General features: G+C 53.3%; 16 protein-coding genes. 11 read left to right on the top strand and 5 right to left on the bottom strand.

Features of this window, described 5'->3' with window-relative positions:
• Positions 1–60: 60 nt before the first annotated feature.
• The 6 genes from ACMXD4_RS13155 to ACMXD4_RS13130 all read left to right on the top strand — a co-directional run bounded on the left by ACMXD4_RS13155 (position 61) and on the right by ACMXD4_RS13130 (position 8,608).
• On the top strand, positions 61–3,861 hold the full coding sequence (locus ACMXD4_RS13155; protein WP_415878369.1) for a response regulator: 3,801 nt from the start codon (positions 61–63) through the stop codon (positions 3,859–3,861).
• A gap of 7 nt (positions 3,862–3,868) precedes the next feature.
• A complete protein-coding gene (locus tag ACMXD4_RS13150; protein WP_171695158.1) occupies positions 3,869–4,864 on the top strand; it encodes an HD domain-containing phosphohydrolase in 996 nt (331 codons plus the stop codon).
• 171 nt (positions 4,865–5,035) lie between these two features.
• On the top strand, positions 5,036–6,199 hold the full coding sequence (locus ACMXD4_RS13145) for an MlaE family ABC transporter permease (protein WP_171695159.1): 1,164 nt from the start codon (positions 5,036–5,038) through the stop codon (positions 6,197–6,199).
• A gap of 38 nt (positions 6,200–6,237) precedes the next feature.
• Entirely contained in the window at positions 6,238–6,993 is a 756-nt protein-coding gene (locus tag ACMXD4_RS13140; RefSeq protein ID WP_415878368.1) for an ABC transporter ATP-binding protein, read from the top strand.
• Positions 6,990–7,982 carry an MlaD family protein gene (locus ACMXD4_RS13135; RefSeq protein WP_415878367.1) on the top strand — a complete coding sequence of 331 codons (993 nt, stop codon included), beginning with the start codon at positions 6,990–6,992 and terminating at the stop codon, positions 7,980–7,982. Before ACMXD4_RS13140 ends, ACMXD4_RS13135 begins: the two co-directional genes overlap by 4 nt.
• A 32-nt stretch (positions 7,983–8,014) precedes the next feature.
• Positions 8,015–8,608, top strand: a complete 594-nt coding sequence (locus ACMXD4_RS13130; RefSeq protein WP_415878366.1) for a membrane integrity-associated transporter subunit PqiC — start codon at positions 8,015–8,017, stop codon at positions 8,606–8,608.
• Positions 8,609–8,670: 62 nt separating this feature from the next.
• Here the strand turns inward: ACMXD4_RS13130 and ACMXD4_RS13125 are convergent, their stop codons facing one another.
• From ACMXD4_RS13125 to ACMXD4_RS13105, 5 genes are all read right to left on the bottom strand, one after another.
• Positions 8,671–10,821, bottom strand: a complete 2,151-nt coding sequence (locus tag ACMXD4_RS13125) for a CHASE2 domain-containing protein (RefSeq protein ID WP_415878365.1) — start codon at positions 10,819–10,821, stop codon at positions 8,671–8,673.
• Between the two features lie 160 nt (positions 10,822–10,981).
• Complete coding sequence (locus ACMXD4_RS13120; protein ID WP_033158794.1) at positions 10,982–11,437, bottom strand: hypothetical protein; 456 nt, start codon at positions 11,435–11,437, stop codon at positions 10,982–10,984.
• Between the two features lie 38 nt (positions 11,438–11,475).
• Positions 11,476–14,907, bottom strand: coding sequence for a FecR domain-containing protein (locus tag ACMXD4_RS13115; RefSeq protein WP_415878364.1), 3,432 nt, complete (start codon positions 14,905–14,907; stop codon positions 11,476–11,478).
• Positions 14,908–15,102: 195 nt separating this feature from the next.
• The gene (locus tag ACMXD4_RS13110) at positions 15,103–15,768 is read right to left on the bottom strand and encodes a Crp/Fnr family transcriptional regulator (RefSeq protein ID WP_415878363.1); all 666 of its coding nucleotides are present in this window, start codon (positions 15,766–15,768) and stop codon (positions 15,103–15,105) included.
• A 225-nt stretch (positions 15,769–15,993) separates the two neighbouring features.
• Complete coding sequence (locus tag ACMXD4_RS13105; RefSeq protein ID WP_415878362.1) at positions 15,994–19,311, bottom strand: EAL domain-containing protein; 3,318 nt, start codon at positions 19,309–19,311, stop codon at positions 15,994–15,996.
• Between the two features lie 620 nt (positions 19,312–19,931).
• On the opposite strand from ACMXD4_RS13105, the gene ACMXD4_RS13100 reads away from it, so the two are divergent.
• From ACMXD4_RS13100 to ACMXD4_RS13080, 5 genes are read left to right on the top strand one after another with little or no spacing between them, the layout of a single operon-like run.
• Positions 19,932–20,114 (top strand): hypothetical protein, encoded by a 183-nt coding sequence (locus ACMXD4_RS13100; protein ID WP_033158792.1) that lies wholly within the window; start codon positions 19,932–19,934, stop codon positions 20,112–20,114.
• 42 nt (positions 20,115–20,156) lie between these two features.
• The gene (locus ACMXD4_RS13095; protein ID WP_033158791.1) at positions 20,157–20,450 is read left to right on the top strand and encodes a hypothetical protein; all 294 of its coding nucleotides are present in this window, start codon (positions 20,157–20,159) and stop codon (positions 20,448–20,450) included.
• 7 nt (positions 20,451–20,457) lie between these two features.
• On the top strand, positions 20,458–20,892 hold the full coding sequence (locus ACMXD4_RS13090; protein WP_415878361.1) for a nitrogen fixation protein: 435 nt from the start codon (positions 20,458–20,460) through the stop codon (positions 20,890–20,892).
• Between the two features lie 45 nt (positions 20,893–20,937).
• A complete protein-coding gene (locus ACMXD4_RS13085) occupies positions 20,938–22,185 on the top strand; it encodes an HlyD family secretion protein (protein WP_415878360.1) in 1,248 nt (415 codons plus the stop codon).
• Positions 22,186–22,187: 2 nt separating this feature from the next.
• A complete protein-coding gene (locus tag ACMXD4_RS13080; protein ID WP_415878359.1) occupies positions 22,188–24,317 on the top strand; it encodes a peptidase domain-containing ABC transporter in 2,130 nt (709 codons plus the stop codon).
• Positions 24,318–24,399 lie beyond the last annotated feature (82 nt).

Here is a 24,399-nt window from a genome sequence, read left to right as displayed (position 1 = left end):
GAGCGTTTTCTGCAGATCCGCTTCCAACGAATTCCCATCCACTTGACTTCAGTTCTATCAGTGGCAATACCTATTGCCGCCGGCTTGCTGCAATGGTCGCTATGGTCCGCGCTGTCGCCCCTGACCTGGAGTTTGTTTTATCCGGCGGTATTTTTAAGTGCCTACTTGGGAGGAGTGCTTAGCGGCCTGCTTGCTACCGCGATGGCCGTTTCAATGGGTATCTATTTTTTTATCCCGCCTGAGGGAAGTTTTAACATTGCGGACGTGCGCTATTACTATTCCACGGCGATTTTTGCCTTGATGGGGCTGTCGTTTAATCTGGCTTTCGAACAATTGCGCCGCTCCAAAGCCGAATTGCAGCGCATTGCCAGTTTAGAATCGGAGGTTAACCACCGGCGTTTGAACCAAGCACTTCGCGCTGCCAACGCCGGTATCTGGGAGTGGAATTTACAGACCAACGAAAATCAATGGGATGAAGGTTTGTGGCGCCTGTATGGCTTGGAGCCGTTTGCTTGCCAAGCAAGCTACGACGTCTGGCTGTCCACTGTGCGTCCGGATGATCGCGCCATCGCACAAGCGGCAATTCACCAAGCGGTACAGCAAAATATCGAGTTGAACGTGGAATGGCGGCTTGCCGCACTAGTCGACGGCCGGGAGCGTTGGCTGATGTCGCGTGGTCAACCAGAGTTGGATGAGAAAGGTCGGCCTTTACTCTATCGAGGTATTGTCTTAGACATCACCGAACGCCGGCAAATCGAGCAAAGCCTGATAGAAAAAGAACGGCTGCTGGCAGATTCTCAGGCCGTGGCTCATATTGGTTCTTGGGTTCGCTACCTACCTGGCGGCCAAGCGATGTGGAGCGAAGAAACCTTTCGGGTATTTGGCCTATCACCCGAAACCGATCAAGCCTTATCCATGGAGCAGTTGTTGGAAACGGTGCATCCCGATGACCGTGCCGCCAGACGCGCCTGGCATCAGGACTGTTTGGCGGGTAACAGCGGTAATGGTTTGGAATACCGTATTTGTACTCCGCAAGGACAGCAGCGTTGGGTGTTGTCCAAAGCCAAACTGGAGACCACGGCCGATGGTCAACCCTGGCGCTTGATTGGGACCGTACAAGACATCACCGAAGCCAAGCTCGCGGCCGCGGAAAAGCAGCGTTGGATCGATGCTTTCCGCTATTGCGGGCACGGTATAGCCATAGGCAACCCCGAGACCGGCCGCCTGGTAACCTGCAATCCGGCGTTTGCCGAGATGCTGGGTTACGACAACGCCGATCAGTTTGAAGGCCAACTCATTCTGTCCCTGTACGCGCCGGAATACGTCGAATCAGCCGCACAGCGTCTGCATGAAGCCGACCAATTCGGCAAAATACGTTACGAATCGGTTTATCGGCGCCAGGATGGTTCTAAGTTTGACGTGTCGGTGGATTTGGTCAGCGTCAAAAATGCCGAGCAAAAGGTGATGTATCGGGTGGCCACGGTACAGGACATCAGCGTGCGGAAAAAACAGGAAATGGAATTGCTGCAATATCGGGATCATTTGCAGAACCTGGTCGAACAGCGCACGGAACAGCTCAACCAAGCCTTGCAACGCGCAGAGCATTTGACGCAGGTAAAAAGCAGTTTTGTGGCGAATATGAGCCACGAAATCCGCACGCCGATGAATGCGGTGCTGGGGTTTTGTTATTTGCTGGAACAACACACGCTGAACGAAGAAGAACGCAGTTTGGTGCGGAAAATTCGTGATGCCGGGCGTTCTTTATTGGCGATTATTAACGATATTCTGGATTTTTCCAAAATCGAGGCCGGGCGCCTGGAGATCGAAAACCTGCCGTTCCGGCTCAGCGATATGTTCGATCACCTTGCGGCCTTGATGGCGGCGGCAGCCGACCACAAAAATCTGGAATTGATCATTATCCCGCCGGCTGGTGTCGATGCTCTGATCGGCGATGGCCTGCGCATTCAACAAGTCTTGATTAATTTACTCGGCAACGCGATTAAATTTACCGAACGCGGCGAAGTCGTGTTGCGCGTGACTGTCGATGATTGGCAAAGCGGCGATACGGTGGCGGTGCGCTTTGCCGTCAGCGATACCGGTATCGGTATTTCCGAACCGCAATTGGACGATGTGTTTGCCGCCTTTACCCAGGCAGATAATACAATCAGCCGCCGCTTTGGCGGCTCCGGCCTTGGCTTGGCAATTTGTCGCCAGCTGGTGAATTTGATGGGGGGCGAGTTGCGGGTAAACAGCGTAGCCGGCCAAGGTAGCGAATTTTGGTTTGTCCTGCGGTTGCAGCGGCATCTTGACTGCAATCCGGCGCAGTCTCTCCCGCATTTGCACCATTTGAAATTGCTGGTGGTCGATGATTGTGAGACTACGCGCGAAGCCGTCAATACCTCGGCGCGAAGTCTTGATTGGTATGCCAACGCCGTCGACTCGGGTGAGGCGGCAATCGTCGAATTGCTCGCCAGTCTGGAACGCGCCGAGCCTTATGACGTGCTGCTGCTGGATTGGCCTATGCCGGATGTCGACGGTACGAGTATAGCAAAAGCTATCCGCGCTTCATTGGCGGCGGTTAACGCAGATCAGCCGCGTATAGCCATTATCTTGATGATCAGCTCATCCTATTCCCGGGAACTGCTGGCGGTTGATGCCGACATGAAGTATGTCGAGGGGATATTGAGCAAACCGGTAACCCCTTCCGCATTGTATAACGCCGTCGCGGCGGTATTGTCGAAATCCCCGCCGCTGCCAGTTTTGCCGGATAAATCGTGCAATTCGGCAGGCACACGTATGCAAGGTCTGCGAATACTGGTGGTGGACGATAGCGACATCAACCGCGAAGTGGCGAGGCGCATTTTGGAGTCGGAGGGCGCGCAAGTCAGCTTGGCGTGCGACGGCCAAGACGCGGTGGATTGGTTGTTTAAAAACCCTGGTGCTGTGGATTTGGTATTGATGGATGTGCAAATGCCGCGCATGGACGGTTATGCCGCCACTCGGCGGATACGCAAAAATCCGGCGTGGTCTGATTTACCTATCCTGGCACTCACGGCCGGCGCCTTTAAAAACTTGCAGGAAGCAGCGCTGGAAGCCGGTATGAACGATTTTATCGCCAAGCCCTTTAACGTACCGCAAATGCTGGCTTTGATCAGGCGTTGGACAGGAAACAATTCGCCGCTCGGAGTGACGGGGCTGGCATCCGGCGATCTGGATGACGGGTTAATTCCCCGCGGCCAATCCGCCCCACTCATTGTGCCGACAACTCCAGACCCAGACGATTGGCCGGGAATCGATGTTAACGCCGGCCTAAAAATGTGGCATAAGCGCGATCTTTACCAGGCCTATCTGGCACGCTTTGTCGAGCAGTATCGCACAGCCGGACGGGACATTAGTGTCGCTGCCGAGCAAGGTCAACTTGCCGAGCTTGCCACCCTGACGCACAAGTTAAAAGGCGCGGCTTACGGTTTGGCTCTGACCGAGGTAGCCAAACGCAGCGTCGAACTGGAAACGGCCTTGCATCACAGTCAGCCGTTGGCTGCGGCCGCCGCAGCGCTGCAACAGGCGCTTGACGTGGTGATCATCAGCATCGGTAACTTAAGCGCAAACTCCCTGTCACCGCTTGACCATAGTGCTCACAGCGAGGCGCCCGATGGAATCAAACCCTTGTTAAGCGAATTGTTAACGGCGCTGGATGAAGATAACCCCGGTCATGCCGAGCGCCTATTGCTGAAATTGGCGGGCTTGGTGGATGCCGAGTTATTGGCGCCGCTCACGACACAAATTCGCGACTATAATTTTCGGCAAGCTGAAAGCTTAGTTCTGGCGTTAATAAGCCAGCTCGATATACCAAAACAGTAAGATACCCATGCCTAATAATCCGATTTTGATCGTGGATGACGAACCCGCGAATTTGGCGATACTTCGTGAAATTCTGGAGCCTACCTATCGTTTGGTGTTTGCGCGTAACGGTGAGGAAACCCTGCTGGCAGTTGCCAAACACCGGCCGAGTTTAATTTTGCTAGATATTCAGATGCCGGATATGAACGGCTACCAAGTTTGTCGGGCTTTGAAAGCCGATCCGGTCACCGAAACCATCCCGGTCATATTCGTCACGGCTTTATCCGACTTGGGCGATGAAGAGCAAGGGTTTGCGGTGGGTTGTGTGGATTACTTGAGTAAGCCTGTTGTACCCAGTCTGGTGCGGGCGCGAGTAAAAACCCATTTATCATTGGTAAGAGCGACGCAGTTGGAAAAAAGCCACCGCGACGCCATCTATATGTTGGGCGAAGCCGGCCACTATAACGACAACGATACCGGGGTACATATTTGGCGGATGGCCGCTTATGCTAAAGCCTTGGCCTTAAATGTCGGCTGGACGTGTGCCGATGCCGAATTGCTGGAGTTTGCCGCGACGATGCATGATACCGGCAAAATCGGCGTGCCCGATGCGGTACTGAGTAAACCGGGTGCGCTGGATGAAGACGAATGGCGCATCATGCGCCGGCATTGCCAGATTGGTTACGATATTCTATCGAAAAGCGATGCACCGATTTTTAAACTGGCGGCCGAAGTGGCCTTGTCGCATCACGAAAAATGGGACGGCACCGGCTACCCGAATGGGCTGGCTAACCTCAATATTCCCGAATCGGTGCGTATCGTCGGGGTGGCCGACGTGTTCGACGCGCTGACCATGCGCCGGCCTTATAAAGAAGCATGGCCGGTCGATAAGGCGGTCGCGACTATCCGCGAAGGCGCCGCGCAGCATTTCGATCCGGCGATGGTGACCTGTTTTCTGGACATCCAACCGCAAATTTTGCAAATCAAGGCCGACTGGGAAACGCGCGAATTGGCGAAAATTTGATAGATACTGATAAGCTTTTTGCTGCCGACATGCCGATTTTGAAGATGCAGGGCTATTCAGTCAGAGCAGTTGCTCCCGGCAATTTTTAGGAAAAATACTTCTCAGTCGGCTATTGCCATGCGTCGGTGTTCTGCGCATACTTGCGGCTAAGTTTTATCAGTATCAACAGGGATGAAAACGTCAAAAATCCTACCGCCAGCCATCAATAGTGCTCCAAGCTGCGCCATCAGCGCGATTCGCCAGGCAAAGACTTTGGAAATCTCGCTGTCCGGAGACTGGGTGCTGGATGCGCAATTACCCGCTTTGGAACCCATACTCGCGCAGATTGAAACCCAGGCTATCGAAAAAATTGTCGTGTCTACGGCGGCGCTTGGCCGTTGGGACAGCATGTTGGTGACGGAATTAATTAAGCTAATTGATTACGCCGAGCAAAAACAGGTGGCTGTGGATAAGACCAGCTTGCCGGCATCGATTCAAGGCTTGTTGGCTCTGGTTGCCGCCGTGCCGGAGCGCGTCGATGCGCACCGCGAGCAAACCCAGAGGTCGTGGTCGCAGGCTTTGGCGGTCAGCACCGGCAAAGCCATTCAGCATGGCAAGGAGATGTTGATTTTTGTCGGGGAAATGATGATCAGCATCTTCGCTACGCTGCGCGGACAAGCCCACTTTCGCCGCCAGGATTTATGGCTGTATATTCAAGAGTGCGGGCCGTCGGCGTTGCCTATCGTCACCTTGATCAGCTTGTTGGTGGGGCTGATTCTGGCCTTCGTCGGCGCGGTGCAGTTGTCTTTGTTCGGCGCGCAAATTTACATTGCTAACCTGGTTAGTCTGGGTATGACCCGGGAAATGGGCGGTTTGATGACGGCCATTATTATGTCCGGCCGCACCGGCGCCGCGTATGCCGCGCAGATTGGCACGATGCACGTCAACAGCGAAATCGATGCGTTAAAAACCATGAACCTGGACCCGATGGCGTTTCTGGTGTTGCCGCGCATGTTGGCCTTGATCATCATCATGCCGCTTTTATGTCTTTATGCCGATTTGATGGGCATCATCGGCGGCGGCTTTGTGACGGTGAATTTTTTTGACGTGTCGCTGACCGAGTATCTGGACCGCACCGCCCATGCCGTGAAGATGAAGGATTTTATAATCGGTTTTGTGAAGTGCTCGGTGTTCGGGATTTTGATTGCGCTATCGGGTTGCATGCGCGGCATGCAATGCGGCCGCAGTGCCTCGGCGGTGGGCGATGCCGGCACCTCGGCGGTGGTCACGGCCATCGTGTTTATCGTCGTTGCCGACTCGGTAATGACCATCATTTGCAACCGGCTGGGGATTTAACGATGGCCGAGGCCTGCATTACAGTAAAAAATCTAACCATGACTTACGGCGATTTCGTGATTCAGCGCGATCTGAATTTTACGATCAATCGTGGCGACGTGTTCATCATCATGGGTGGTAACGGCTGCGGTAAAACCACCTTGTTACGGCATATGATAGGCTTAAAGTCCCCGGCAAAAGGCGATGTCTGTTATGGCGATCAAGGCCTCTGGCAAGCCAATCCCAAAGCCCGCCAGCAAATTCTGGCACGCACCGGCGTGTTGTTTCAAAGCGGTGCTTTGCTCAGCTCGATGACCTTAGCCGAAAACGTGGCGCTGCCGATTACCGAAGCCACCCAGTTGCCAGCTAAAAAGGTGCGGGAGATTGTCTCCTATAAATTAGCTTTGGTCGGCTTGGCCGGATTTGAAGATTATTATCCCTCCGAACTCAGCGGCGGCATGCAAAAGCGCGCTGGTCTGGCACGGGCCATGGCCTTGGATCCGGAAATATTGTTTTTCGACGAACCGTCGGCCGGCTTGGACCCGATCACCGCCAAATTGCTGGACGATTTGATTCTAAGTTTGAGTAGTGCTTTGTCGGCCACCATCGTCGTGGTCACCCACGATCTGGACAGTATTTTTGCGATCGGCAACAACTCGGTATTTCTGGATGCCGAAACCCGTACCAATATTGACGGTGGTTCCCCGCAAAAACTGCTGCACGAATCCAAACACCCCAACGTGATTCGATTTTTAAATCGCGGCGACCAAACCGAGCAAAATAGCAATCATCGACACATGAGGAGTCCGGCGTGAGCAAACAAGCCAATCCACTCGCCATCGGCGCGTTTTTGGTCGGCGCGTTGATCCTGCTGACGGCGGGCGTGATGATCTTTGGCGGCAGCGACTTTTTTAAAGATAAAAAACGCTTCGTGATTTTTTTCGACTCGGCGTTGAATGGCTTGAATGTCGGCGCGCCGGTTAAATTGCAGGGTGTGCAGATCGGCAACGTCAACGAAATCTCCTTAGTAATGGATTCTGCAACCGGCCGGATTTTCAAGCCGGTGGTGATCGAAATCGATCCGGCCTTGCTGCAAGATTTGTCAGTACAGCAATCCGGCGGCCACAGCAAAAAACAGCGGATGCAGGACGCGCAACGGCTGATAGACGCGGGCTTGAAGGGGCGTCTGGAGACGCAGAGTTTGCTGACCGGCTTGTTATATGTCGATCTTAATTTTTATAGCGATAAACCGGTCAATCTGATTAAGCTGGATTATAAAAACCTACCCGAGCTGCCCAGCGTGCCGACCACAGTCGACGAAATCCGCAATACCGCCGATGAAATTCTCAATCGCGCGCGTCAATTGCCGGTCGAGGAGATGATGAAGAATTTGGCGGATACCCTCAGCGAAATGCGTAGTTTGCTGCAATCCGACGACACCAAGCAATCGTTGGCTGCTTTAGCTAAATCCTTGCAGGAAACTCAGCGTTTGATGGCGACGCTAAACAATCAGATCGGACCGTTAATGAGCAACGCTAATGGCGCTTTGAGCGATACCCGCACCACCTTGCACGATTTCAATCAGGAATTGTTGCCAGTGTTGCAAGCCGCCGAACAAAGTCTGAACGCCGCTACCAAGATGATGGAAGGCTCGCAAAACGCTTTGACCGCTGTCGAAACCTTGGCCGCGCCGGATGCGCAACTCGGGCAAGCCTTGGTGGAAATGCGCAATGCCGCACGGTCCTTGAAGGATTTGACCGAGTCGCTGGAGCGGCGGCCGGAGTCGTTGATATACGGCAAATAGATTGGGTTGTTAATAGATTTAACCGGATGAATATGAAACACATAATTTATTTGCCAATGCTGCTTTCAGCGCTGTTGTTGACCGCTTGCAGTAGTCAGCCGGTGCAGTTTTACATGTTGAGCGCCGAAACCGACACGCCGTCTGTTGCCGCCGTGTTACCGGCCGATACGGTGTTGGGCTTAGGCCCGATTCATTTGCCGGCGTATTTGGACAGGCCGCAGCTAGTCACTGCGCTGAGCGAGCATCAATATGAATTGGACGACCAACATCGCTGGGCTGAACGTCTGGATGACAATATTGCCCGGGTTTTGCGGCTTTCTTTAGCCAAACAATTGGGCATAGACCAAGTGGTTCGCTATCCCTGGACACCGCGTCAGGCTATCGATTACCAAATCAGCTTTGATATTCTCGAGTTACATCAAACCGCCAGCGGCCAAAACCGCTTCTCCGTGCAATGGCAGTTAAAAAAAGCCGAACAAGTCGTGCTTGGCAAACGCTTCGAATGCAGCGAAGCGGCAGGTAAGGGCGCTGAAGCCAGTGTCGCTGCGCAAAGCCGTTGCTTGACACGCTTTAGTATCGAATTGGCTCATGAAATTGCCGGACTGGGCTCAATACTCCACCGTTGAAAGCGGCTAAGACCATCTGATCGTTCTGCTGGAACGCCATTTTTAGGTGTCGCTGCTACGGCTTATTTGCTATCCAACACCACGATTCCGTCCCATGCCAAAGGCGGCATTTCACTATAGTGCAAAGCTTTTTGCAGATAAAAACGGCTGGGTCCGTCGTTGGCGTCGAGGGCGAGTGCCGCTTGGAATAAGCGAGTAGCCTCCGGCCACCGGCCTTCCTGGAATGCGGCCAAACCGTCGGCAAACAGAGCGTGCATTTTGTTCGATGGGGGATCGCCGCTGATTTTTCCGACGACTTCCACTAGATTCAATGGCTCCGCACGGCCGACGACGCGAAACGTACCTACCGGTCGGGTAACAATGCTCTCCAAGTCGGCTGCGATGCTCTGCGCTGCCAGAATCCGCGTACCTAAATACTTGTTCACCCCCTGAATTCGCGACGCAATGTTGACCGTATCGCCAATAGCCCGGTAATGACTGGAGCTGCCGGCGTCCAGGCTGCCCAGCGTTAGATCCCCTTCATGCAAGCCGATGCGGGTGGCGAGTGGCTCCTGGCTGGAGGAGAGGTTGAACGACGCCACCGCCGCGGCCATTTCCAGCGCGGCCAAGCAGGCGGCGCGGCGTTGCTGCGTTGCCGGCGCATCGAACCACACCGCCATCATCGCATCGCCGGTCACATCGGCTATGACACCGTCGTGGGACACTACCGGATGCCCCAGCACCTGGTAATAGGTATTCAACAGCGTCCACATTTCCCGGGGCGAATGTTGGGCGGCGATGGCGGTGTAGTCTTCGATGTCGGTGGCTAGGCACAAGCCGGAAACATCTTTTTCGCTTTTAGCGATGCCGGCGTTAGCGCTTTCGGTCCATTGTCCCGGCGCCGCGGGCAACATGCCGACCCATTGCGGAAACACTCTACTGACGAATTCAAGTATCCGCCCCCGTTCGCACATTAAGTCGTAACGCGACCAGGCCAAACTGAGCAACCATGACAATGGCAATTGAATCAATAAGGGCCCGGCGATTGGCAACCACCAGTGGCGCTGCCCAAACAACCAGACAGCCGAGCTGGCGTAAGCCGAGGCAAACACCAGGCTGAGGACGATACCGGGCCAGCCGGCAAAACTGAATAGCAACAAGGCGACAAGCAAACCAAATACGCTGGAAATTATCCAGCCCGGCGCCGGGATTTCGATAAAACTGTCTTCCAGTAAATTGGCGAATTGCGTGGCCATGATCTCCACGCCGGCCATTTTGCCGGTATGCGAATCGGAATAGGGGGTTGGAAAAAAGTCCGATTTGCCCGGCGAGAATTGGCGGTTGGCGCGGCCGACGAATATCACTTTGCCTTTTAAGTCTTCAACCTTGCCTTCGTAAACATCGGCGTAAGATTCCATTCTGAATGTGCGCGGCGGGCCGTAGTAATTGAGATAGCGGCTGTCGCCTTGGCAGATGGCTTTGCCCAATAGGCGTTTCTGTGACGAATCAACCGGTGGCTCATTGGTGTTGTTTTGGCAATTGCGTCGTTGTTCGGTCAACCAACTGGAAATAGGTCTAGGGGTGACTGGAAGCTTGCGCGCTTGGACTTGATGGTAATACCAAGTCAACACAGGCATACTCGGCGTTTCGGCTAAAGCGTCGAAAAAAGTCCAGACCTCGCGAACGCTGGTAGAGGTCGCGTCATTGATTAAGAAAAACGGTGCATGATCCATAACCGCATCGGCTATGGTTGGCGTCGGTGGCACTTTGCGCATTGCCACTAGTTGCTCGGGTAATTCGGTATTTGAATCGCCTTCCCGGGAAATTGCCGGCAAGCTATTCGTGTCGGAACATTCCTCGCGCCCGTAAAAATCCTGGTCGCCGTGGCGAAATTTCTGTACGCATTCGACCAGTAAAATATTCCCGGCGGCTCGCATGGCGGCGGCAAGGGCTTGGTCGTCGGCAGGGTGGGGACGAATAAATTGCAGGTCGAAGACAATCAAACTCGCTTCCTGCTTATGCAATTGCCGGATCAAATCTGCGTGAAACCGACGCCAGCGGGTCAGGTCTTGACCGACGCCCAACCGGTTTTCCGATGTTTCGTCCATTGCGACAATTACAACGTCAGAGGGTGGTTTTTGGGGGCCGCGAATATCGAACAACCAGTCGAGACCCATTGAAAGTTCAAGATCAGTCAATGTGTTGCTAAGACTTCCCGCTGTCAGTGCAAGCATGGCAACAACTAACGCACGGTAGCAAAGGTGCTTCATCAGGATTTATAGAAACCTATCCGCCACGGCCAAAGACCGCAGGCGGAATCAGAATCTATTACTGTTGGTTCGGCCAATAGTGGTCTATGTTGACGAATATTGGACAGATACTTGAGTGGGATACTCAGCGCTCATTGTCGTTGCAATTCTCGTATTGATTTCCACCGGAGTACACAACATTGCAATCAGAGCCTTCGTATAAAGTGGTCACCGAGATGACAAAACGAGCCGATTTGGTTTTACCATTTTTCTTGATTTCGCCCTGTATCAATTTTTTGCTAAGTTCCAATGCGTTTGTCAATTCAGGATTGTTGTCGCTGACAAGTAATTCAACAGTACATTTTGTAGCGTTGCCAGAGCTTGATTTATCGGTGACGCGGTCACCAGCACTTTGGATGCAGGCCGCCACTTCTTTGCCCGACTCGGGATTCAGTGCTACGATTTTTCCTGTTTCGAAATTGACGCCAGTAGCCAAAGCTACGCGCTTTTCGAGGAATGTCTTAATCGCAGAGCATCCTACCACTAACAAGCTGCTCAAAATTAGTACCAAACTGGTTTTATACGCAGTTCTTATATTCATTTTATTTCTCCTATAGATTAAAGTTTCTCGCAGTTAAATTAATAAAATAAACTGAGTTTTACGAATAGCTGCCGTTCAGGTATGAACGGACTAATTTGTGGGCCGCTGGCGTCGAAATTGCTTTGATAGTTAAATTTGTTATCAAATAAGTTTCTTACCTCAAAGTTAATTGTACCCAACCTTCTCGGCATCCGATAACCTATGGCGGTATCGAATGTCCAAAAATCTTCACTGCGATAATCTAAGGGATTGATAGCTGAACTGCTGACACTGGCAACGTGTTGATTAACATAGGTGCCACTAATCCTCGCGAATAGACCAACGGGATGGAATAAATTTAATGAGATGGGGACTTGATGCGTTTCCACATTTTGCGGAGAGTTCGACTGCGTTCTGCGAGCGGTGTAGCTTCTATCAGTTGCATCGAATCGGTATTCAGATTTAAGTGTCATCCATTCCGTTGGTGTCCAGTATGAGTATGCGAGATGAGATGACTCTGCTCGGTTTTGGTTGGCAATAAGGCCATTGTCCGAAAACGGTTGTTGACTATCCCGCCAACTAATTTCACCGCCCAAGAATATGTTTTGTATAGGCTGGTAATCCGTTCCCAATCCGTAGCGCCAAGCTCTTGCATCGGTGTTTTCGTCAAAAAACTGATTAAAGCCGGCAACTTGGGTGGGTTCTATGGTTTGATTGGCCACTAGTTGACGATTCATAGTCCTAAACACTGCACCGCGTAGCGTGAGGTTGTCGAATGGGTTCCAGGTGATGCCGAATTTTGGATTGAATTGGTCTCGGCTCAACATATTTGGTTTACTTTGAAAGGTTCTGCTCCTGCCGTTGGAGTCTCGTGTTATCGATTGGAAATCATTGATCTGGTTATTCACCGAGTCATAACTAATACCTATGGTTGTTATTACTCCGGGCAATAAATATTGTTTAGAATAAATGTAGCCGTTAAATCGGTCAGTGTTATATTGTTGCTGGGTGCTGGAGTTTCTTAATAATGGGGGGGGCACAAAAAAATTGATGTTATTATTATAATTGAAGTGGTTATCTAAATTAAGATAGCCAACACCTGCGATCAGTTCGAAATTGTCCGGGTGAAACAAATATTGCCACTCAGTTTGGTAACCGTTACTTTTTGTTCCAGATGTTGGGTCGGAAATATTCCAATTGAGTGGTCTCGATGAACTAAGATCAACCAAATGATTGCTGGTTGTGTCGTTTCGGGAGGTATAAAATCCCGAAGCGATAATATCTTGTTCGGGATTGATTCGATAACGTCCGCCAATCCTCGCCGTATCCTGTTTGATGGTTTCCCTCAGCGTTGCATCGTGCGATGCGTTTAAACGCATCGCCACATCGCCAGCGCCTAGTTCTTCCGATTTCAACTCGGCTTGCAGGCTAAAGTCAGGTGTGAAGGTATATTGCGCAAAGGCATCGTAAATGTTTTGCTGGTAATCGTCATTTTGACGAAATCCGTCAGTTTGGTAATGAAACTGCCCCAGACTCATCGACAGCTTGTTGTATACGCCTGAGATTACGGCAGTGTCGGTTTTGGTCTCTCGACTACCGTAAGCGCCGTTCAGGACCATATGTGCGCCGTTGCCGGTGTATAAGGTATCGTATTCGTTAGCCGACAAGTTGCCTGGACCCGTATTGTTAAGCACGCCGATATTCTCGCCGGTCAGTTGCGGTTGTACCGGGGTGATATTGATCGGTTGCAACAGTTGCGCCTGCAACAACTCGCTGGCGCGGGCGACGCGGTAGCGGGGTTGACCGACGTAAGAGTCCGATAGAAAACGATGAGCCGACGGGTTGGTGGCATCTTGGCCCAAGGACTTCCAGGCTTCCTTCAACGCTACCCGGCCAAAGCCCAGATCGTTATAAATACGTGCCAAGTTGGCGGTGCGGGCGGCGGCGTCTTCGTCCAACAGTAGTTTCGAGCGGTATACGCCGCGGTTTTCGTTCAGCTCTATAGCCTGTTGCATGTCGTGCAGTGCTTCGACTGGACGATTCAAGGCTTGCTTGCGCAGTGCATCGTAAAAATAAGGCGTTGGGTCTTTAGGGTCGTGTTGCTTTGCCAAGTCGAATTGATCGCCGGCCAACGCGGGGCGTTTTTCTTCGTAATAGGCTTTGCCCAGATAGCTGCGTAACAGGGAATTGTTCGGGTCCAGAATAGCGGCAATTTCCAGGTCGCGGCGGCCGGCTTCCAGGTCGCCGCTGCGGATTTTTGTTAGACCTAAGCCCAAGCGCGGTAAAGGCGCGGTAGACTCCAATTGGACGGCGGATTCGAAATGCCGCATGGCTTGGGCAGTATCTACTCGGAATAAATGCGAAAAGCCCTGTACGGTTTGGGTTCTTTCCAGATTCGGGTCGAGCATAAAGGCTTTAGTCGCCGATTGTGCGCTTTCTTCGCGCAAGCCCAGCGCCAATTGCAGCTCGGACAGCCGCGCCAAAGTCATCGCATCGTCAGGTGCCAACTGGCTGGCACGCTGCGCCGCTGCTAAGGCTTTTTCCAGTTCGAAGCCGGCTTGTTGGCTGTAGGACAGCGCTGAGTAAGCGGTTGCCGATTGCGGATTTGCCGTCACTGCGCGCTCGGCCAGATTCAGTGCGTCGGCTTTGCGATTTTGAGTCAGCGCCAGAATACTTTCCAGAGCCGAAGCGTCCGCGTCATTCGCGTTGCTGGTTCGCAAGGCTTGAATGTCTTGCATCGCCAGCTGGCTTTGCCCGGCTGTCAGCCTGATTGCTGCACGGGTTTTCAAAAATTCTGGCGACTGTTCAGCGGGGGGTGTCCGCTCCAAAGCGCTTAGCGCCAAATCGATCCGGCCTTGCCGATAATTCTGAATCGCGGCACGCAGAGCCGGAGTTATCGGGGCGTTCGGCTCGGCATAGGCTGATAGCGGCGGGTAATACAAAGCCCAATTCACCGCATCGGCGGGCTTAAGATCGATTTGCGCGCGCGGGGCCTGGCCCAACAAGGTCTGACCCGCTTCGCCGGCTTTCAGGTGAATGTCGCCGTAGGTATTGAAAAAGCGCACCGCACCTTCGTAGACCCACAATTCGGCGCTGGCATCATCGGCGCGTAGCGCAAATTCGGTGCCTTCCGGGCCGGCGTTGGCGATGGGCGTGGTGATTTGTAACTGCTTGGGTGTGCGGCTGATGAAATGCACAAAGCCCTTCAGCAAATCGACTAAAGTGGGCTGGCTGGGGGCGATGCCGTTTAAGGTCAAGACGGTGCCTTCGGCCAAACGCAGCGTGATGCCGTTCGGAAGTAACAAAGATGCGCGGCTGTACGCTTCGACTTTAACCCGGCTGCCTTCGCAAAGAGTTTGCTCCAATTGTGCCGGCTGCCATTGTCCTTGCGCGCCGGCGTCGTAATATAAACTGCCTTGCAGCGAAACCAGTTTGGCGGCTTTTTCCACGCTACAGCTTGTCGCGGTCGCATCGGTTTCTGCCAAACACATTGGCGCAAATAAAACCATGAAGCAAATCACAAGGCAGCGCATTTTATCTCCGAAAGATGTTTTTTTTCGGATGATAAAGTCTGAAACCCTAACTGATCAAGGTAATAATTAACTTTGCTCGGTATTTTCTTATTTTTGTCAATTGGCCCAAGGTGCAGTTGCGATCATGCGTTGCCGATAATCGCTACAGGCAGCTCACCATGCGGCCGGTGGGGTGGTTTCGATGCGGAGGGTTTTTTCGTCGACGCTGATGTAACCGCCTTTGGTCAGTTCTTTCATCACTTTGTTAATCATTTCCCGAGATGAACCCACCATGGTCGCCAGCTCTTGCTGAGTGGGGCGGTTATGAATCACGTAGACGTCGCCTTCTTTTTCCGCCATGTCTTGCAGCACCTTAATGGTACGTTCGTAAACATTCGACAAGGCCATTTGTTTGACTTTCTCGGTGAGGAATCTGACTTTTTCCGACAATACTTTAAGTAAGGCAATCGCCGCATCGGGGTGTAGTTTCAACCAGTGGATGAAATCGGTTTTGGCGATGACCGCACACACGGTTTTTTCCTGCGCTTCGACAGCCGCGGAACGGGGTTCGTCGCTGAGCAAGGCCAGTTCGCCGAAATACGAGCCGGCCTCCTGAATCAATAAGGTGACCTCCTTGTCTTTGTCGTTACTGCCAAACACCCGCACCTTGCCGGACAAAATAATGTACAGCGAACTGGTCTGGTCGCCCTCGGCGATGATCATGGCCTTTTTCGGAAATTTAATGACCTTGGCCCTGGATGCCAAAGCTTCCAAAGCCTCCTCGGGCAGATCGGCGAGGAAGGGGATGTGGTTCAGACTGGCGATGACTTCTGCTTGCATGATGAGGCTATAACCGCTTGGTTTAGTAGAGTGCCGCTTTTGATAACGGTCTGGTTTGTAGTTGACGCCTAGCTTACTAAGTTTGCGTCATGATAGTGAAGTATTTCACAGATTGTCGGCCAATTAAATCACAGACATACCCCTTTTACGGCGGCAGCGGGAATAGAGCTCGGCGCATTGGCGAACTTCAACTTTGCAAAAGCTATCCCGCCGAGCGCCTGCCGTTTATACCCAGCTTTTGCCGGTACGCAGCAAGACCTCGAATGCTGATGCCGGTAATGGCTTGCTGAAGTAATAGCCCTGTATCTCGTCACAGTGGTGTTCGCGCAGAAACTGGCAGTGTTGTTCGGTTTCCACGCCTTCGGCGATCACCTTGAACGCCAGGTTGTGCGCCAGTGCAATCACCGCCAATACAATAGTGGCATCTTCCGGATCGGTGAGCATGTCACGCACGAAGGATTGATCAATTTTCAGGGTATCTACGCGAAATCGTTTCAAGTAGCTGAGGCTGGAATAGCCGGTACCGAAATCGTCTATGGACAGCTTCACCCCGGCGGTCCGGAGCTGGCTAAAAGTGGCGATGACCTTCTCGACATCCTGAGCGATCAAACTCTCGGTCAGCTCCAGTTCGAGTTGAGAGGCCGGTAGACCGGTGTCTTCGAGCGTATTCATCACCCAACTGATCACATCCTGCTGTAGAAACTGGCGCGCGGATATGTTCACCGCCACACAGACCGGTGGCAAACCGGCGTCTGTCCAGGCTTTTGCCTGAGCGCAAGCTGCGCGCAGCACCCAATCGCCAATGGGCACGATAAGCCCGGAGTCCTCGGCAATTGGAATGAACTGAGCGGGAGATACCGCACCCATTTCGGGATGTTGCCAGCGCAATAAGGCTTCGCAGCCGGAAATTTGGCCGTTTTTCAAGTTGACCTTGGGTTGGTAGGCCGGCTGAAACTGTCCCAATGCCAACGCTTCCCGCAAGCGCGTTTCTATATTGACACGGCGCAGGGTTTCCTCGCTCATCTCGCGGGTGAAGAATTGACAGGTGTTGCGGCCTAGGTCCTTGGCGCGGTACATCGCCACGTCAGCGTTGTCGATGAGCGCCTCGGCGGTTTCGCCGTCCTGCGGGAATACGCTGACGCCAATGCTCACGGACAAATGGATATTACGCCCCTGAACCAGAAGCGGACAATCAAGATGCCTGACCACTTTTTGGGCGAGGAAATAGGCATCGCTATCTTTATTTAAATCAGTCAGCAAAATTAGAAATTCGTCACCTCCCAGGCGAGACACGGTATCACCGTCCCTGACCAGGCTGCCTAGCCGTTCGGCGGCGACCTTCAGCACCGCGTCGCCGAATGGATGGCCGTAGCCGTCGTTAACTATCTTGAAGCGATCCAGATCCAGATAGAGCAGTGCCAGCTGATTGCCGGCGCGGCGCGCGTGGGCGACGGCTTGGGCAATGCGGTCCTGGATCAGGTCGCGGTTGGGCAGGCCGGTGAGGCCGTCGTAGGTGGCCAGATAGCGAATCTGCAGCTCGGCCTGTTTGCGCGCGGTGATGTCCTGAATGGCACCTATCATCCGCACGCCGCGTCCCGTGTCGTCACAGAGCAATTGGCCGCGATCAAACAAGTCGGCATAGCTGCCGTCCTTGCGCCGAAAACGGTATTCCTCGGACCAGGTGTTCTCGCTGCCGGCTACGGTGGCTTGAAGGTGTGCAACCACGCGGTCGCGGTCGTCGGGGTGGATGCGGCGGGCCCAGAAGTCGAATGAAGGCAAAATTTCGTCAGTGGTGTAGCCGAACACAATTTGAAAGTTCTCGCTCCACCAGATGTTGTTGCTGGCGAAGTCCCAGTCCCACACGACATCTCCGGTCGCACGGGTGGCGGCGTGGAAGCGGGCTAAGCTTTCACGCAACGCGGCATCCGCGCGTTGTCGTTCCGAGATGTCGTTTAGAAACAGCGTGCGGACTTCCAAGCCGTTGCGTGTAAAAGCCGCCACTCGCAATTCCGCGTCGAACACGCCTTGGGTGCCGACAAATTGAAACGCGCCGGAATCGGGGGTGCTGAGAATCTCGGCCCAATCAGCGTGGCCGTCAGGCGCAAGCACAGCATCGGTGATGGCCTTACCCAGAATGTATTCACGCGCCAGGCCAAACAAACGTTCTGCGGCGGCGTTCCATTCTATAACGGTCAATTGGTGATCCAGGCTAAAGATTGCGGTGTGGGTGGAGTCGAAAATTGCGCCTTTTAATGCCAGAGAAGCGGCTTGCTGTTCCTTGGCTTCCAGCAGTTGTTTAACGGCCACGGCCATGTGGTCGAGGGCTTCACCCAGAATTTGGGTTTCCCGGAACTCGTTCGTGGCGAAAGTGGCGGCCGCCGGGGGTTCCAATTCGGTATGACCGATGCCGGCGACCCGGCGCTCCAGCGCCGCCAGCGGTTTGCCGAAGCGCCGGGCCATGCGCATCGAAACCAGCACCAGTCCTGCGGTAATTGCCAAGCCCATACCGCCCACCTGATACAACTGGCGACGCAGCATGTCTTCGATAAACGATACTTTTCGCGAAGTAATGACCAACCAAGACATGCCGCCTTTCAGCGGCATGCGGCGGGCGGCAACCCAGCGTTGCTCGCCTTCCAATAGCATGCGGTCTAGGAATAATTCGCCGGTGAAATTCAGCAAAGGGCTCAAATCGGCAGGCAAGGGCAACGGCGCTCGGCCTACTTGCAACGGATCGCCGATTAGGCGGGGAGCGGCTCCCAACTCCAGGACCTGAAACCGGGAGTGATATTCCGTACCTATGGCGCTTAGAAAGCTATTCAATGCCGGGATGTCGAAGTCAGCATCCAGAACGCCGATCAAACGACCGCCCGTATCTTTCAGGACTTTGCCGTAGCTGAAGCCCCACAAAGGCTCGTTGCCTGTAAATGGCGCCGCCCAGCGGTAAGCCGGAACCCAGGTGTCGCCGCTCGGGCTGCGCAAAGCGGCTGCGTAGAACGCATCGCTGCGGGGATCGTAGTGTTGGTTAAACAGCTGTTGATGGAGCACGAATCCCTGCTCGGTCAATATGAACTTTCGCGCAGGCGGGCCTTCCGTGCGGTCACCCGGGAATAGCCAAAGTAAAATCTCGCCATTTGCAGTCCGTTCCAACGCGCCGTATTCGCCTGAAGCTGCCAAGGAAATGCCCAGATAACTTAATTCCGGGCGTTGTTCGAATGCCGCCAGCGAATATTCCAGTGTCGATTGTAATGTGGCACCCGTTACCTCCGGGGCTATCGCAGCACGTTCAGCGGATTCGGCTGTCATCTCCGCCGCGCGAATCAAAATCTGCAGGCGCTCGGTTGCTCGGTCCAGGGTTTCTTTCACCTCCCGCCGGGTGGTTTCTTCGGTGCTGGCGACGCTTTGCCAAGTCATGCCTATTAACAGCGCCAGACCAAGCAACATCACCAAACCCACGATATTGGAAATTAAAACTCGGGTAAATGAAGGAGCAACTGCTTCGGATAACGTTGTCTGTTTCGCGGGTGAAGGCGCGTTATTCATGGTTGTTTGGTCAATGGCTATCGCTGTGAAGTGATCTTGTTAGCGCATCTTGGGCAGTACGCTGCAAAGCTGGAATCGTGTCGAGTTCGGGCAATTGCGTAAGCGGCAGCTCCCGATCAGTTTGGTTCTCGAAAATCGCCAAATTCTATAAATGCCGTCATTTGTATCAAAGACATTGTCATGCAAATCGGCCCAATTTATCGCTACTGCCCCGTTTGGGCTGCATTCGTCGAAGCCTGAAGCGGTTTAAGCCTTCGATAGACCCTGTACCCTAAAGGTATTTAGGCCAACGGTATTTTAAGGCCGCGATAATAATTGTAGATGCTGAAGACGATCTTTAAATTTAGCCGGTAAAAAAGTTTCGCAAATTACGCATCCAGCCAAGCTCCGCTTTTAGCGTAGCCGCCATAGCGGCACGAATCCTTATCGAATGAAAAACTACCGCCATTCGCAGTGGAATTTTTCACAGCTTTCCGAGGGGACGAACACCTAAAGTATCAATACCCGCTCAAGTTCACAAACCGGTAGATGGGGATGTGGTTCGGCAAGCAATGTTGCCGGTATCGCAGTCGTTGGGCCAGCTATGTGCCGGCCTCATCACTTTATTAAGGAGAAAGACAATGTCTCAAAAATCCAAATTAGATCAAGCTCTTAAGGTGTTGCAACCTGAGGAAATCAGCCAAGTTTCCGGCGGTTTAGTCGATGTCGGCACTGACTTAAGTCAGTTTCCCCGCAAATTCTGGCCGGTCATCAATCCAGGGTCGTTCGTGATTAAAGCCAATGCTGGCTTGGTTGTGCGCTAAATCACTTCCCTGAAGTCATCTTTTATTTTTTGGAGAGCTGTCATGTCAAACAAAACCACTCGAATTTCTGCCGATGAATTATCCGCCTTTGCCGCGCAAGGCATAGAACGCGCTTTGCAAGCCCGCGAGGCTGCCGGCGTTGAGTTGAATCAGGCGCAACTGGATCAAGTTAGCGGCGGCGCCTCGTTAAGCTTGGTGCTGAATAAAGGCATTATCGCCGGCGGCCCCTGGTTCGATCAGTTTAGAGGATTAAATAATGTGATTACCAATCAGGGTGCCGGCGGTTTGGCCGGTGGCTTAGCGGGCGGCCTGCAAGGAGCAACCCAGCTGGGTTGATAAGGCCATGACCTCGGAGAACCCAGTGTTATGTCCCAGCGCACAGCCGGAATGGGAAGGTGCCCAAGTCATCGGCGTAATGACCGGTACTGCGGATCAGCCGGAAATGGCTTATCTGCACGCCCCGCAACCGGTGACCGAGCAATTGCTCGAACTGGCAGGCCCTGTCAGTCCGGCGGAAGTGTTTCGTTTCTCCGCGCCGTGCGCCTGCACCGGTTGCGGGCACTACGCGGAAGCGGAGTCCAAATGCCGGCTGGCTGAAAAAGTCGTGCGTTTTACGCCGAAGGTCACCGAGCAATTGCCGGTGTGCGCGATTCGTGCCGACTGTCGTTGGTGGCTACAGGAAGGCCGCTCGGCATGTTTTAGATGTCCGCAAGTGGTGACCAATAACCTCAAGCCGACCGAAGACATGCGGCGGGCAGCCGACTACGGCGTTCTTTGAGGGTTTTGGTCGCAATGTCAAAAAGGGTGAGAAGGAAACGGCGCTATGAAACATGAGTTATTTCGACAACAAGCCTTGGACTTTAAAAAAGACAAGCCCTTAGGGGAGGTTATTCACGTGGAATCCTTGTCGTTTGCCTTTCTCACCGCTTTAGCCGTCAGCAGCGCTTTGCTGCTGGTCGCCTTTGCCTTTTGGGGCGAATACACCCGTAAATCGCATGTGAATGGCTATTTGTCGCCGAGCATGGGATTAATCAAAGTGTATGCGCCGCAGGCCGGCACCTTGATCGAGAAACACGTACGCGAAGGGCAAGCGGTTAAAGCCGGCGATACTTTATTCGTGTTATCCACCGAAAGTAGTTCAAGGGAAACCCCGCAAGCTCAGGCCGCGGCGATAGAGCAATTGAAGCAGCGACGGGAAAGTCTGGAAACAGAACTCATCAAACAAGAGCAAATCGACCAGATTCAATACCGCTCCGTGTTGGATAGACTGCATGGCATGCAACGCGAGTTGCAACAAGTCAATAATGAAATAGACACCCAGCAGCAGCGTTTGGCCGGCGCCGCCGCGACTTCGCAACGCTATCAGCAGCTACTGAGCACCAAATTCGTATCGGCGGTGCAAGCGCAGCAAAAACAAGACGAATGGTTGGATCATCAAGCCAAGCTGCAAGCACTGCAACGGGTACAGATGACCTTACAACGCGACATCCATTCCGCGCAATTGGAAGCAGACAGTAGCCAAATGAAATTTAAAAACCAGCGTGCGGCCATCGAACGCAATATTTCAACCTTGGCGCAAAACATCACCGAATCCGAGTCGCGCCGCAACATCGTGATTACCGCACCGCACGACGGCACCGTCACCACGATCCTGGCGGAGCAGGGACAAAATGCCACGACCGCCAATCCCTTGCTGTCCATCCTGCCGCAAGGTGCCAAATTGCAAGCCCAATTACTGGTGCCGTCCAGCGCGGTGGGCTTTGTCGAGCAGGGGCAGACGGTGTCGGTACGGTACCAGGCTTTTCCCTATCAACGCTTCGGTAGTCATCAAGGGCGTATCGTCGAAATTGCCAAAACCTTGATTACCCCCAAGGAAGCCGACTTGCCGGTGACGCTGCAAGAGCCGGTTTACCGGGTAACGGTAGAGATCGACAAACAAGCGGTGCAAGCCTATCGCCAGGATATTCCGCTGCAATCCGGCATGCTGCTGGATGCGGATATTTGGCTGGATCATCGCCGCCTGATCGAATGGGTGTTCGATCCTCTTTACAGCATTCTAGGACGGGTTTAATCATGACTATGCAAAACATCCTCGACTTTTCCGGCCGCAAGAAGACCCCGCTGATCCTGCAAACCGAAGCGGCCGAGTGCGGTCTCGCCTGCCTGGCGATGGTGGCCAATTTTCATGGTCACCGGGTGGATTTAGCTAGTCTGCGGCAGAAGTTTTCGCTGTCGCTGAAAGGCTCGACCTTGAATCATCTGATCCAGATTGCCAACCAATTGCATCTGGGTTCGCGGCCGGTGCGGGTGGATTTGAACGAACTGAGCAGACTTAGCCTGCCGGCTATTTTGCATTGGGATTTCAATCATTTCGTAGTTTTGACCCAGGTCAAACGCGGCGTGGCGACGATACACGATCCGGCCAAAGGTACCGTGCATTTGCCCTATACCGAGGTCTCCAAACATTTCACCGGTATTGCTTTGGAGTTGCAGCCCACCCAAGCTTTTACCGCCAAAACCGAACGTCAACAAATCAAACTTTCCCGCCTCATCGGCCGATTGAACGGTGCCTCCAGCGCTACCTTGCAAATCATTTTATTGGCGGCAGCCATCGAAGTGTTTGCAATCGTAGCGCCTTTTTTTATGCAACTGGTGGTGGATAACGCGGTGGTTGCGAAGGACACCAATCTGTTGACCGTACTGGGCTTGGGGTTCTTGCTATTGGCCTTGATTCAGATCGGCATTACCGCGCTACGCTCCTGGGTGGTGCTGGTACTCAGTACGTCGGTGAATTTGCAGATGATGAGCAATCTGTTCGGACACTTATTGCAGCTGCCGATGAATTTCTTCGAGAAGCGGCATCTGGGCGACATCGTCTCGCGCTTCGAATCCTTAAACGTGATTCAACGCACCCTGACCACCAGCTTTCTGGAAGCGATTATTGACGGCGTGATGGCGTTGGTGACACTGGGTATGATGCTGGTGTACAGCTGGAAGCTTGCGGCTATCGTCAGCTTGGCCGCGCTGCTTTACGGAGTATTGCGCTTGTTGTCGTTCGCCCCATTACGCGCGGCCAGCGAAGAGCAGATTCTGCGCGCCGCCAAGCAGCAAACCAATCTGCTGGAAACCGTGCGCGGCATGCAGAGCGTGAAGTTATTCAACCGCCAGTTGCAACGCCGGCACGGCTATCAAAATTTGATGGTCGATCATTTCAACGCCGGCATCCGCGTGCAAAAGCTGAATATTATTTACCGCGCCCTGAACAGCTTGTTGTTTGGGGTGGAAAACATCGCGGTGATCTGGCTAGGCGCCTTGTTTATTCTGGACGGCGGCTTTTCGGTGGGGATGCTGTTTGCGTTTATGTCGTTTAAAGACCAGTTCACTCATCGGGTGGGCAGCTTCATCGAAAAAGGCATCGAATTCAAAATGCTGGGCCTGCACACCGAACGGGTCGCCGATATTGCGTTGGCGGAAGCCGAAGATGAGCATGTTAGTGGTGCCCGTCACGAGCAACTGCCGGCATCGATCCAAATCCGCAATCTGGATTTCAGTTACGCGCCATCCGAGCCGCCGGTACTGAAAAATCTGAATCTGGATTTTGCCGAAGGCGAGTCGGTGGCGATCATTGGTCCGTCCGGTTACGGCAAAACCACGCTGGCAAAATTAATCTTGGGTTTATTGCAGCCCAGTGCCGGCGAAATTCTGATCGGCGGTGTACGCTTAAACCGCATCGACAGTCACGATTACCGCAATATGGTGGCGGCGGTGATGCAGGAAGATCAATTGTTCGCCGGCTCGATTGCCGACAACATCTGTTTTTTCGATCCGGAACCGGATCAAGCCTGGATCGAAACCTGCGCGCAACTGGCGGCGGTGCATCAGGATGTGATGACCATGCCCATGGGCTACAACACACTGATAGGCGATATGGGCACGGTGTTGTCCGGCGGCCAAAAACAACGGGTATTGCTGGCCCGGGCTTTGTACAAACGCCCAAAGATTCTGGTGTTGGACGAAGCCACCAGCCACTTGGACGTGGCCCGCGAAAAGCTGGTGAACGGTGCGGTGCAGCAACTGAAATTGACCCGCATCATCATCGCCCATCGTCCGGAGACTATCGCCTCGGTGGATAGGGTGATTGACTTACAAGCCATAGCGGCAGAGGCGCTTGCCGGCCCGTGTTATGCGTCGCAGGCTGCTTAGATGTTGCTGACCAGTAAATGCTCTATGTTGCCGGATTCGTTATAAAATCGTCGAAAATTTTTAAACATTTTACGACTGGATT

The sequence above is a fragment of the Methylomonas sp. TEB genome, from assembly GCF_047777895.1.
Classification (GTDB): domain Bacteria; phylum Pseudomonadota; class Gammaproteobacteria; order Methylococcales; family Methylomonadaceae; genus Methylomonas.
The sequence above is the reverse complement of the archived record's forward strand: the minus strand, read 5'-3'. Positions and strand labels throughout refer to the sequence as shown.

What these genes read in the sequence shown, in the direction of transcription:
- ACMXD4_RS13145 (WP_171695159.1), top strand. Translation starts at nt 5,036, where the DNA reads ATGAAAACGTCAAAAATCCTACCGCCAGCCATCAATAGTGCTCCAAGC.
- ACMXD4_RS13110 (WP_415878363.1), bottom strand. Translation starts at nt 15,768, where the DNA reads ATGCAAGCAGAAGTCATCGCCAGTCTGAACCACATCCCCTTCCTCGCC.
- ACMXD4_RS13130 (WP_415878366.1), top strand. Translation starts at nt 8,015, where the DNA reads ATGAAACACATAATTTATTTGCCAATGCTGCTTTCAGCGCTGTTGTTG.
- ACMXD4_RS13105 (WP_415878362.1), bottom strand. Translation starts at nt 19,311, where the DNA reads ATGAATAACGCGCCTTCACCCGCGAAACAGACAACGTTATCCGAAGCA.
- ACMXD4_RS13100 (WP_033158792.1), top strand. Translation starts at nt 19,932, where the DNA reads ATGTCTCAAAAATCCAAATTAGATCAAGCTCTTAAGGTGTTGCAACCT.
- ACMXD4_RS13085 (WP_415878360.1), top strand. Translation starts at nt 20,938, where the DNA reads ATGAAACATGAGTTATTTCGACAACAAGCCTTGGACTTTAAAAAAGAC.
- ACMXD4_RS13090 (WP_415878361.1), top strand. Translation starts at nt 20,458, where the DNA reads ATGACCTCGGAGAACCCAGTGTTATGTCCCAGCGCACAGCCGGAATGG.
- ACMXD4_RS13095 (WP_033158791.1), top strand. Translation starts at nt 20,157, where the DNA reads ATGTCAAACAAAACCACTCGAATTTCTGCCGATGAATTATCCGCCTTT.
- ACMXD4_RS13150 (WP_171695158.1), top strand. Translation starts at nt 3,869, where the DNA reads ATGCCTAATAATCCGATTTTGATCGTGGATGACGAACCCGCGAATTTG.
- ACMXD4_RS13115 (WP_415878364.1), bottom strand. Translation starts at nt 14,907, where the DNA reads ATGTGTTTGGCAGAAACCGATGCGACCGCGACAAGCTGTAGCGTGGAA.
- ACMXD4_RS13125 (WP_415878365.1), bottom strand. Translation starts at nt 10,821, where the DNA reads ATGCTTGCACTGACAGCGGGAAGTCTTAGCAACACATTGACTGATCTT.
- ACMXD4_RS13080 (WP_415878359.1), top strand. Translation starts at nt 22,188, where the DNA reads ATGACTATGCAAAACATCCTCGACTTTTCCGGCCGCAAGAAGACCCCG.
- ACMXD4_RS13120 (WP_033158794.1), bottom strand. Translation starts at nt 11,437, where the DNA reads ATGAATATAAGAACTGCGTATAAAACCAGTTTGGTACTAATTTTGAGC.
- ACMXD4_RS13140 (WP_415878368.1), top strand. Translation starts at nt 6,238, where the DNA reads ATGACTTACGGCGATTTCGTGATTCAGCGCGATCTGAATTTTACGATC.